Annotated in this window: 12 protein-coding genes; 1 reads left to right on the top strand and 11 read right to left on the bottom strand. The window is 31.5% G+C overall.

Annotated features, from left to right (window positions below; genetic code table 11):
• Positions 1–463 precede the first annotated feature (463 nt).
• From glmS to JOC73_RS13705, 6 genes are all read right to left on the bottom strand, one after another.
• Positions 464–2281, bottom strand: coding sequence for a glutamine--fructose-6-phosphate transaminase (isomerizing) (gene glmS / locus JOC73_RS13730; RefSeq protein ID WP_204404215.1), 1818 nt, complete (start codon positions 2279–2281; stop codon positions 464–466).
• An 89-nt stretch (positions 2282–2370) separates the two neighbouring features.
• Positions 2371–3669: a creatininase family protein gene (locus JOC73_RS13725; RefSeq protein WP_204404213.1), complete on the bottom strand. Its 1299-nt coding sequence runs from the start codon at positions 3667–3669 to the stop codon at positions 2371–2373.
• A 191-nt stretch (positions 3670–3860) separates the two neighbouring features.
• The gene (locus tag JOC73_RS13720; protein WP_330613208.1) at positions 3861–4319 is read right to left on the bottom strand and encodes a transposase; all 459 of its coding nucleotides are present in this window, start codon (positions 4317–4319) and stop codon (positions 3861–3863) included.
• Between the two features lie 439 nt (positions 4320–4758).
• On the bottom strand, positions 4759–5130 hold the full coding sequence (locus tag JOC73_RS13715; protein WP_204404211.1) for a transposase: 372 nt from the start codon (positions 5128–5130) through the stop codon (positions 4759–4761).
• A 71-nt stretch (positions 5131–5201) separates the two neighbouring features.
• A complete protein-coding gene (locus JOC73_RS13710; protein WP_204404209.1) occupies positions 5202–5882 on the bottom strand; it encodes a dTMP kinase in 681 nt (226 codons plus the stop codon).
• Positions 5883–5912: 30 nt separating this feature from the next.
• Entirely contained in the window at positions 5913–6566 is a 654-nt protein-coding gene (locus JOC73_RS13705) for a hypothetical protein (RefSeq protein ID WP_204404207.1), read from the bottom strand.
• A 207-nt stretch (positions 6567–6773) separates the two neighbouring features.
• Between JOC73_RS13705 and JOC73_RS13700 the strand changes: the two genes are divergently transcribed.
• Positions 6774–6938 (top strand): hypothetical protein, encoded by a 165-nt coding sequence (locus JOC73_RS13700; RefSeq protein WP_204404205.1) that lies wholly within the window; start codon positions 6774–6776, stop codon positions 6936–6938.
• A 208-nt stretch (positions 6939–7146) separates the two neighbouring features.
• Here JOC73_RS13700 and JOC73_RS13695 read toward each other — a convergent pair whose 3' ends face one another.
• Genes JOC73_RS13695 through JOC73_RS13675 form a run of 5 tightly spaced genes read right to left on the bottom strand, consistent with a single transcriptional unit; the run spans position 7147 to position 12066 of the window.
• Positions 7147–7788, bottom strand: a complete 642-nt coding sequence (locus JOC73_RS13695) for a dTMP kinase (protein ID WP_204404203.1) — start codon at positions 7786–7788, stop codon at positions 7147–7149.
• Between the two features lie 37 nt (positions 7789–7825).
• A complete protein-coding gene (locus JOC73_RS13690; protein WP_204404201.1) occupies positions 7826–8944 on the bottom strand; it encodes a radical SAM protein in 1119 nt (372 codons plus the stop codon).
• 60 nt (positions 8945–9004) lie between these two features.
• On the bottom strand, positions 9005–10156 hold the full coding sequence (locus tag JOC73_RS13685) for a DegT/DnrJ/EryC1/StrS family aminotransferase (protein ID WP_204404199.1): 1152 nt from the start codon (positions 10154–10156) through the stop codon (positions 9005–9007).
• A 12-nt stretch (positions 10157–10168) separates the two neighbouring features.
• The gene (locus JOC73_RS13680; protein WP_204404197.1) at positions 10169–11296 is read right to left on the bottom strand and encodes a glycosyltransferase; all 1128 of its coding nucleotides are present in this window, start codon (positions 11294–11296) and stop codon (positions 10169–10171) included.
• Between the two features lie 41 nt (positions 11297–11337).
• Positions 11338–12066, bottom strand: a complete 729-nt coding sequence (locus JOC73_RS13675; protein WP_204404195.1) for a sugar isomerase domain-containing protein — start codon at positions 12064–12066, stop codon at positions 11338–11340.
• Position 12067: the final 1 nt, after the last annotated feature.

The raw sequence follows: 12067 nt of genomic DNA, 5'->3' as shown, positions 1-12067 counted from the left end.
ACAATCCAGTAGAGCAGGCAACAACTAACCTCTACTGGATTTATTGTATCAACTATTGGATTTAGTTTCTATACGTCGATTCTTTGGCGGTTACACTATTGACATAGAACCGAAATTTTTCACCAACACCACTTGACAAAGAGCCACAAAAAGTTATACACCCGGTTAGATTTCCAACCGGGTGTCCTTGAAGATACACCTTTCGATGGAAAGTCATGAGTAGTAATCCAAGGTTTATAATCGTTAAAGCTTCATGCCCCACGCCCATCCTTCAGATACTTTTCATACTTTTTCTGGTCCCACGAAAGATTATATTTACTCACAAAACTGCCACGTTTAAACTTTTCGTTAGTTTTCCACTTATCTGCTAAAATTATACGAGTTTTTTATTTACTATACGACATTTTTCATATTGAACGTCTTCTTTACACATCTACATCAACTATTGACATAGAAGTAAAAATTATTCAACTGTAACGCTCTTTGCTAAATTCCTTGGTTGGTCTATATCGCACCCTCTAAATTTAGCTGTATAGTAAGCTAATAACTGTAGTGGGATAATCGCTAATATAGGTGTAAATAAATCGTCTATAGCTGGTATTATAATTTCACTATCAACATTATCTATGCTTGGAATATTTTCATGTCTTATGTTGATAATGATAGCTTTCCTCGCTTGTACTTCTGTAATATTACTTACCATCTTATCAAAAACATGTTCAATAGTTGAAAGACAAATTACTGGTACATCTTCTGTAACTAATGCCAAAGCTCCATGCTTTAATTCCCCTGCTTCATAGGCTTCTGCATGAATATAAGAAATTTCCTTTAATTTATGAGAACCTTCTAGACAGATAGGGAAATCTGAGTTTCTTCCAATATAGAACATATTTTCATATTTACTAAGTTTTGAAGCAACTTCTTCTACTGCTTTTTTGTTATTTAAAATGCCAGAAATTTTTTCAGGTAAAATCCTCAAGGTGTCAATAGACTGCTTATATTTTTCAGCATCAATTTGATCTCTTTCTTTTCCTATGTAGAGTCCAATTAAATATAGGCTTAAAAGTTGTGTTGTAAAAGCTTTTGTTGATGCAACTGAAACCTCTGGTCCTGCTAAGGTATGAATTACATATTCTAATTCTCTGCTTACCGTACTACCTTTAACATTCGTTACCCCTATTACTTTAGCACCTCGTTTGATTGCTTCTCTCATTCCAGCAATAGTATCAGCGGTCTCACCAGATTGACTTAGAATAATAATTAATTTCTTATCATCAATAATAGGATCCTTATATCTGTATTCAGAACCTACTTCGACTTTAACAGGAATTCTTGTTAATTTTTCTAGTAGATATTCTCCTACTCTTCCCGCATAGGAGGCAGTTCCACAAGCTATAATAGTAATACTGTCAATTTTATCTAATTCTTCTTTTGAAATTATGAAAGGAAGGCTAACTTCATCTCCCTTTAAGTAACTTCCAAGTGTTTGCCTAATAGCCTGAGGTTGCTCAAAAATTTCTTTAATCATATAATCCTCATAACCATTTTTTCCGATCTGTTCTGCATCCCAATTAGCAGTAAATACTTCTTTATCGATAGCTTTTCCGTTTATATCTAATACTTTTACATCTGATTGAGTAATAACTGCAATTTCTCCATCTTCTAAAATGTACATATTTTTAGTGTATTCAAGCAATGCTGGGATATCAGAAGCAACATAGTTCTCTTCTTTTCCAAGTCCAATGATTAATGGACTGTCTTTTCTTACAACAATAATTTTGTCAGGATTCGTCTTATCAACTATTGCCATAGCATAAGAACCCTTAATTTTCTTTATTATATTTAAAATAGTTGTTTCTAAATCCTTATCAAAAAAATCATCAATTAAATGAGGAACAACTTCAGTGTCGGTTTCTGAAGTAAATACATGACCTTTTTCTTTTAGCATATTTTTTAATTCAACATAGTTTTCAATAATACCGTTGTGAACTACAAAAAATCTTTCAGCGTTGTCGGAATGTGGATGAGCATTTTTATCTGAAGGAACTCCATGGGTAGCCCACCTGGTATGACCGATCCCGATTGTACCATAGATATTTTCTTTATTAACTTGATCAATCAGCATATCTACTTTGCCTTTTGTTTTATAAGAGGTAACTTTACCATTATCCAAAACTGCTACTCCAACAGAATCATAGCCACGATATTCTAAGTGTTTCAGTCCCCGAGTTAGTATATTAATTGCTTGCTTTTGACCTATATAACCTACTATTCCGCACATTTTTTTGCCCTCCATCATAATATTATTTGTTTCATTGTCATTATACTGTATTATAAATGGTCTTTCAATACATAAAATTCAAAACTTAACTAAAACTCTTTAAATTTACCTAAAAAAGTTTCAAACTTCGCCACTAACTCGCTAAGTATAATTTCTCCTTTTTCTTTTGTGGCAACAGTAGGGTCACCAATAACGCCACTTTCAGACAACTCCTCAAATTTCTGTGCTATATGTATGGGAGATTTAATAAATAAATCATGCCAAACTAAATCATCTATGTTCTTATAACTGATTTCTTTACTTAATCGCTCTTTCGTTACACAAGTATCATCTAAAGCCAACATCAGTGAAGTTTCAAATTCGCATGCGTGGGCCATTCCACCAAAGTCGGTAGCCTGTCTTACTTCTTTAATCATGCTAGAACATAAATTCCAGTAATCTAATGTGGCACAGGTAACTCCTTCATTTTCATTTACTAGATGTCCCACTAACTTTACGATTGGGCCATTCCAACCATGACCATTAATTAAAACAATTTTCTTAAAACCTACCTTAATTAAGCTTAAACAAATATCTTCTAAATAATTAATAAGTGTCTTTGCTTTAACAGAGACTGTACCTGGAAATTTAAGCTCTTTTTCATTATATCCATAATATACAGTAGGTAGAACCAAATCATTGGTTTTTATTGCTGCTCTTCTAGCAACTTCAGTGACTAGATAACTATCAGTTTTAAGTGGTAATCCATAACCATGTTGTTCAATAGATCCAATGGGGATAATTGCAGTTAAGTCTTTATTTTCTTCTAACATCTCTTTGATATCTGTCCACACCATATCCTCATACAACTTCTTCCTATTACTTGAAACTTCATTAATACTTAGGTAATTCTTGAAGTCGAATAATAATGGCGATTTCTCAGCAAACTTCCAAGTTTCAGCAAAACTTTCTTCACATGCCCAAGCAGATTTAACTTCCCCTACAAATAAAGTATGGCTCCCCAGAGTAACTTCGTGATACAATTCACACTCCAATCGACCTATACAATCCTTGAGTCCATTGGTAGTAATAGATTTGCTAGCCTCTAGTTCTAATCCTAATTCATCAACTTTATTTATTTCTTTCCCAGATACTGAACCACAATACTTTACAACTTCCTCCATTCCTTGATGAGGTATATTTATAACAAATTCTTTATTTTTTTGTATTAAAGAAAATGTATGTCTTTTAGGTGCTATTGGAACTCCAATTAATACAGGATCTTTTGATAAAATCATATAATTTCCTACTGTAGCTACATTCGTCTTATCGCCATCACGGGTAGTAATTAATGCAACTGGAGTAGGGGAAACTAGATATCTTGATTGACAAGGTATTAATTCTTGCATATTTGAGCCCTCCGTCTATAATAATATTTCCTTAAATGTTTCATTAATATACATCAAAGATTAACTGAGGAAACTGCATAATTAAATTTCTTAAACTAAAAAAATCAAAACATAATGGGATAGCCCACTTGATGTGAATTTTTTAAAAAAGAAATTCAGTTTTATAAAATGCAAAGACCTCCTATGTTTTATTAAGCTGTATTCTTTAAAGATTTTGTAGAATTTACTGCTGTAGTTCCTGCAATTAAAGCTATACAGTTAAATAATGCATGAATCTTAACTTTTTGAATACCTTTAAATCTATTCTTATCTAAATTAAGATACTTTTTTAGTCTACTATTACATCTCTCGACAGAAGTTCTTTTATCATAGAGCTTTTTCCATTCACTTGAAGATCTTAACGGATAACCTAATCGTCGAGGATTCGTTTTATAATTAATTTTAAGAATGTAACCATAGTTAGATGATGAACACCAACTCATTCCATGGGGACAATCACATCTTCCTACTGCATGAGGACACCTAAATTTTAAATAGTTTCCAGCTTTACCCCAATAGACTAGTTTGTAACCAGCTGAACAAACAGGGTCTAAATCTTTATCTAACCCCTCGGGAGGAGCAACACTTCCCCTTGGGTTGTAGGTGGAGATAGGAGCGGCATTGAAGTCGGTAATAATAGATTAATAAATATCTTTAACATCATAACCAGAGTCCAAAGCATAATAACTAGGATTAAATACGGAATGATACTTTTCTAAAAAGTTCTCTATTATCTTTATGGAAACAGAGCTGTCATGAAAACTAGCAAGGGTTACTAGGATATCTAAAGGCAATTCACTTTTAGAATCCCCTAAGATATGAAGTTTCCAACCAAACTATCTTATGTATTTCCGTTGGTATCTCGTTTCATGCTCCAGTTATGGTTAGTACCATCATCATTGATTTTGCTTTTTGGCTTTGAAGCTTCATAAGAATCTAACTTTGTAGAATCAATAGAAATATGATCTCTATCAATGAAGTTAAGTTCTTTTGCTCTTAAAACTAGGTCATAGAATAAAGATTCTAGTTCTTTATTTTGAGTTAACCTTTCTAAAATCTACTAAAAGTAGATTCAAATGGAACTTGGGAAAGAACATCAAAACAACAACAATATCTTAAGACTGGGTTTTGCTTAAGGTTTAGAACTAAATCTTTTATGGTTTGGATTTTTTCCACTTGTATAGCAATTAAAGCATAGATTAAAAATGAAGGCTCGTAGTCTTTAGGACCCTTAGAATAAGTACACTTCTTTAAAGAACTAGTTAACTTTGCTACGTCGATTTGAGATAGTATCATTTCTAATTTGGTTTCTTGCTGAGATTCCATGATTTGTTCAAAGGAAATTAAGGTCATTTGTCGAATATACATTAAGTGGTTTCGCTCCTTTCGTGTGATTTTGTGGACACTTAATCTATTCGACAAATTGGGGTGAAACCCCTTTTTGTTTATAAAAAAATATTGAAAAATCAATGCTTAAAAATTATGAAATTTGCTCAACTAACTATATTCATTAAAAAATTTATAATTTTTCCCTTAATATCTTCGTGAACCTTTATGGAGGATTTCTCTCCATCTACAATTATATATTTATCAGAATTCTTTAGTTCAATCTCTTTGAGATATAAATCTTTTACTTTGGATAAAAATAGTGGATTTTCATCTGTCTTTATAGGTACTTCAACCCGTTGTCTTAATCTTTTATTTGAAGTTTCTATCGATATGTCTACATAAATAATAATATCGGGCTCATCTATCAAACTATAATTGTACTCTGCCCATTTAGTTAGTCCATTAAAGCATTTAGCATATACTTTATAGCATAAGATGTTGCGATCCAACAATACAACATATCCGTCATCCAGTTTAGGTTTAACAATGTTTTTATATGTATCAAGTACATCACAAGAAATTGCAAACTCCCTTAAATTAGCAGGAATACCAGGGTCATACGCATTGGGGTCATTGAATAACTTTTCCGATAGCCGAAAACATGATTTTGTTTTAGTTAATACAGTTTTCTCAATATGAGATTCAATTTCATTATTATGAAACCATTCATTTAACATATCAATTTGTGTTGATTTCCCAGATCCATCAATTCCCGAATATCCTATTAATAAATTTTTTTTATATTTTTCTTTGTATAATTTAATTAAACTTTTAATATCATTCATAAGAACCCTTTCTCCCAATATATTTATTTTTCATTTATTAGGCTTTCTGATTTTAGATAGTAAATCTATTATATCTAAAAATAAAGATTCATTTGAACTTTGATTTAAATAATGTACATTCTGAATTGCCTTACATGTACTTATTTTTCCTAATTGTTCATAATGGCTCATTATATCTGAACAATCAGAGTTTCCCGTAGAATTGCTTATAATAAAAGAAATATCACTATTTGGTATTATATTGTATGAATTAATGATCCATTCCATATCTATTTGGAATTTCAATGCTAGTATCTGATTGTATACTGGACTATTTTTCCAAATTATACAGTAACCCTCTTCTGATTTTGTTTTAACAAAATGGTCATAAAAACTTATCAAGTCACATGCTAGTGTAAATTCTCTTAGTAAATAAAATTGTTCTTCATCCGCTTTTGTAATTTTATATGGAAGCTCTTTATAGTATTGATAAAGTATCCAGTTTGGATCTAGTTGATATTCTACTGAAACTACTGGGACACTTAATTCTACTAATAATTCTTCTAACCATTTTACTAGTTTATCTCTTCTACAATTTTCCTCACCTACAAAAGAAATTACTGTACCTGAAAAATCAAAACCATTTTCTAAAATAGTATTTAATTTTTTTAGACTATTTTTTTTGCAATCTTCATCCAATTTCATAATAATATTCCTTTACCTATTTATTTTATTTATTACTTTGATAGCTGAGGAAATTGCATAATTAAATTTCTCAAACTAAAAAATCAGAACATAATGAGATAGGCCCACTAGAATTGCATTTTTTAAAAAAAGAAATTGAGTTTTATAAAAATGCTATCACTAATTGGGGAATGAAACGAGATACTAATGGTAATAACATAAAATGGTTTGGATGCTACTTCTATCATTGCCTACAATCCAAGGGGAAGTGTTGCACCTCCCAAAGGGTTAGATAAAGATGACTCTACTAAATTAGATTCTTATGAATCTGCAAAGCCTAAAAATAAGATTAATGATGATGGAGAGTTAGCTAGTTTAGATACGTCGATTTGAGACAATATCATTTCTAATTTAGTTTCTTGTTGAAATTCCATGATTTGTTCAAAGGAAATTAAAGTCATTTGTCGAATTTACATTAAGTGATTTCGCTCCTTTCGGGTGATTTGGTTCGCACTTAATCTATTCGACAAATTGGGGTGAAACCCCTTTTTGTTTATAAAAAAATATTGAAAAATCAACGTTTAAAAATTATGGAATTTGCTCAGCGAATTGGAGTAGGGGCTTTCCAGTTTATTTTATCTAGATATTCTTGTACGTGCTTACGTAAATCCATTTGTATTTCTTCTACCGATCTATTAGCATCAATTTGTATAAACTCTTTATATTCCGGTAAAGCCTCGTAACACGCCTTAAATCCGCCTAAACCTTCATAGGTCTCTTCATCAACCCCTCTTTTCATTACTCTATCTAGTGCGATATCTACTGGTAAATCCATAAAAAAGGTTAAATCAGGTTTAGGAACCCAACTATATATTTCCTTTAAAAGATCTATATGTTCTACACCACACTGCATAGCAGTAGCAATTTTACAATAGGTATACCTTTGGCTGATAATAATTGCTCCTTGTGATGCCATTTTTTCTGTATAGATTGACAGGCTTCTTACTTTATCTATAGCTACAGCAAAATCTACAATAGTTGGAGGAAATAAATCCATGGCCTTTTTATAACCTTTCCTCAAGGATATAGTATCAAATATCCAATCTGCAAAAGACGGTATACTAGGCACATCAAATGCTGCATTCCCTGCATCTTCTAGCCATTTACATAATAGACCAGCTTGCGTTGTTTTACCCGCACCATCTAGTCCAATAATGGCTATTAAAACTCCTTTTCTAGACATAACTTACTCCCCCTATCTATTACTTACTAATTAACCGTTATATAAATATACAATTTTTTACATCTTCAGCGTTGTATTCTTTCATATGGTTTAATACATGGATACCTTTTTCTTTTAAGTTCATAATTGAGAATAAGAATTCATTGATATCGTTTCTAATACAATAAAAATTACAGTGTTTCATCGGATTATGTACCTCTAATAATGATTTTCTTTCCTCACTATCCCAGATTTCTTCCAATGTATTATTCTCTAGATTTCCAAATCTTTTATTTTCATTTCCTCTATGATAAGGACATATATATAATCCACTAGGAGTAATTAAAGTTCTAAATTCTTGTGTCCAGCAATAATCATAACTTTTTACATTAAGTTCTTTTTTGTTTGAAAGGACTATTTTTAAATTATCATTTATAATAACTCTAAAATCTTCCGTCTCCAACTGTTTTGATTTCTCTATGGACTTTAAAACTATGTCAATTATTTTTGGTTTTAATAAAGATAATGATTTTAGAGACTGGTCAACTAGTGGCTTAAACTGTATGTAGGAAAAACCAGTTTCTTTTGCAATTCTAGTAGCTTCTTCGATTTCTGTATAATTATCATCATTAACAATAAAGCTATAACCAATGGCACCTTTATAGCCATCAGATAATACCTTTACGCTTGATAAAATATTGCTAAAGTCATCCTCCTTTGGAGGTTTTTTTAAAATCTTATGGGTTTGGCTAGTCCCTGCATCCATTGAAATCCGCACCCAGGTAACATATTTTTTTATTGTATCTATATAGCTATCCATAGGGCTACCATTCGTGGTTAGTCCGATTACAATATTTTGATTATATAATCTCTCAACTACTTCATGGAAATAGGGATACAACAAAGGTTCTCCTCCTCCAATAAGTACAACTCCTTTAACCCCGATCAAAGCCATTTCATCAATTAATTCGATAATTTTTTCAAGCTTAAAACTAGTTTTATTGTTTATTACTTTATCATCAATACAAAAACTACATTGATAATTACATGTAGTGGTAATATCTAGTTCTACAATTCTTGGACCGTTCAAAAATCCATTATCAATAAGTTGATTGAGAAACTCTCTATTGTTACTATTCATTAATTTCCTTAAAAAATCTACTCTCCCTACTGTCATTTTTAATATCTCCTTGTAAAATATGATAGTTTGAACTTTTTGCACTCTTTTTTTCGTAATTTATTTTTTAAGTCCATAAAAATCATCACTACTATATGGTCTTAATTGTATTCTTAGCTTTTTTAATACATAAATAGCTTCATCTTTCGTCATTGTCGGGTATATTGGTAAACAGATATGGTTTTTACAAAAATATTCAGCCTCTTGAAGACTACTTACTGATATATCATTAAATATCGGTTGAAGATGGCAAGGAATCTCATATACTCCACCACTCAATGTAACACCTTCTTGTTTTAGTGTTTCAGTTAACACTTTACGATCAGTTTCAGGCGATATATCTACAATATATTTGTAATAATTACAATCTACATCTTGGGGTATAGCATGAGCCCTTATATTGGAATTTTCGATTTCCTTTAATCCTTCATCATATATCTCTGCAATTTTCTTTCTGTTTTCTATAAATTCATTCAAGCGATTAAACTGACTTATTCCCAAAGCTGCATGCAACTCACTCATTCTCCAACTATTTCCCATTCTAGTATGGTAATTACGATTTCCTGTTTCTTTACCTTGGTCAATGTATTTCTGAGCTTCCAGATATACCTCTTCCTGATCTGTTACAATAATTCCACCTTCCCCAGATGTTATAACCTTTGTAGGAAAGAATGAAAAACATGCTAAATCACCGAAACTACCAGCTGGTTTATTTTTATATTTTGATCCATGAGCATGGGCTGCGTCTTCCAACAGACTAATTTTAGATTCCTTACAAAACCTACTAATTTCTTCAATCTCAGGAGTAATTATTCCTCCAATATGTACCAACACCAATACTTTTGTTTCATCAGTAACCATTTCTTTTATATGTTTTAGCGATGGGGAAAGGGTATCCCTATCACAATCAAGAAATTTCACAGTCCCTCCTGCGTACAATGCAGCTGCAGCAGTAGCGAAATTAGTGTTTGTAGGAACTAACACTTCTTTCCCCTTCACACCTATTATACGAAAGGCTACTTCAAGTGCGCTGGTTCCTGAGTTAGTGGATATTGCATATTTTCTATTCACTAATTCCTTAAACTGTTTCTCAAAGTTTCGACACACTGGTCCATTAGTTAATACGCCAGTTGTAAAACTATTTTCTAGTGAAGCAAAAATATCTGAATGATCTTCTTTTGGAATCACAATTTTTGTAGCTGGTATTTTCATAATTAATTCCTCCTAATAATTTGGCTCCTCAATACATATTCGTTTAAACTTAAAACTACCCTTAATTACTCCAATGAGATAATACCAATTTATAATAAACCTTAAGTACATCCAATAAAAAATCTTGTTAAAGGGTTTCAGTTTAAAGCAAGGTTGAAAGAATTTTACAGCGCTAAACAGTGAAAATATTAAACTTATAGGTAAAATATTATGATTTAATACATTAATACTGGCTAGAAAACTGGTCAATATACTTAATAACATGAAGTTAAACCAACCTATAAATATGACAACTGGTTTAAAAAACGGAATCTTAATATAATTGCATTTGTATCTATCCATCCCTAAAAGAATTTCAAATTTATTTTTAGAAAATTGTTGTATTAATTTTGGATGGTTGTATCCATAGTAGTGTAATTGTTTCTTTAATCCTTCAACACTATTTCGATGTAAATGATATATAATTGCAGCGGATGTAAAATATTGCTTATAACCTTTTAAAGCTACTTTAAATCCGAAATGTTCGTCATCATTATTGTCGTCCCAATCATTGCCTACCTCATAAATCACGTCTTTTCTATACGCACAGTTGGCTGTTGCAAAAAACGGAGTATACCACCCAACAATATCACTGGGGGCTAAGTCCCTAAAGCCTCTTATATATCCCTCTGTTTTAATCCTTCTTCTTTTAGATACTTTCAAGAGATCTCTTTGCTTACAATACTGCTCTACCAAATTATTTTCATCTAGGACTTGTGATAAAATTTCCCCACCAACACACCCAATCTGAGGGTCCATAGCAAATGGTTTTACTAACTCCTTGATCCAGTCTGGATGAGCTACTATATCTGCATCGGTACACACTACTATTTCGCCAGAACAATGATCTACCAATTTTTCTCTAGTTTTTCCACCACCTGGACAGTCGGAAGCATCGAGATACTTAATCAAATTAGGATGTTTCTTCTCGTATTCTAAAATGATGTTTTGGGTATTATCCGTACTCCCATTATCGCCAATTATAACCTCCAACAACTCTTTAGGATAATTTAAGTTAATAAGACTTTTAAGGGTTTTTTCAACTGTTCTTCCACTATTTTTAGCAGGAATAGCTATAGAAACTTTTGTCATATTGTTCATTTTCTTCAAACCACCTTTTCTTTATAAAACACCGCTTTAAACTAAGTATAATGTAACCTGCCCTCGTAATAATCTAATAGTTGTGCATTTCTTAAAGAACTCTGGTCGGATAAATTATTACTTACAAAAATAGGAGCATTTTGATTATTTTGATTATATTTTTCTATAACGTGAATAATAATACTATTAAGTATAGAGCTTACTAATATTGTCGACATAGTTCCATATGAATCAGTTCCATGTTGTAAACAACAATCGCCTATCCCAACTCTATTGTCAAATACAACGTCTACAATATCATATAAAGACTGTGTAATATTTTTTTTAACTTTGATGTGTTCCGAATAATCTTTGGAAGTAATTCCAATAGTAAACAAACCTCTTTCTGCAATAGATTTTGATATTTCTATTGGAACTTGATTACAACCTGAAGTCGATATAATTAGAAAAACATCATTCTTTTCTATTTTGTGGCCTTGTAAAAAGACTTCTGAAATACCTGCTACTTTCTCCATCATCGATGCCTGAACAGGATCATGCTCAAGTGTTATACTGGGATTACTTATCAGATTTATCGGTACTAATCCACCTGCACGATATATTAAATCCTGAGCTAGCAGATTAGAATGTCCTGTTCCAAAAACATGCAATACTCCATTTTTACTTAAAGATGAATAAATTCGATCAGCAACTTCTTGGAACTTATCTTTTTCTTTATTTTGTATTTCATAAATTTTCTTTACAATTGTATCAATATATAAATTAATCATC

The sequence above is a fragment of the Alkaliphilus hydrothermalis genome, from assembly GCF_016908555.1.
GTDB lineage: Bacteria > Bacillota > Clostridia > Peptostreptococcales > Natronincolaceae > Alkaliphilus > Alkaliphilus hydrothermalis.
The sequence above is the reverse complement of the archived record's forward strand: the minus strand, read 5'-3'. Positions and strand labels throughout refer to the sequence as shown.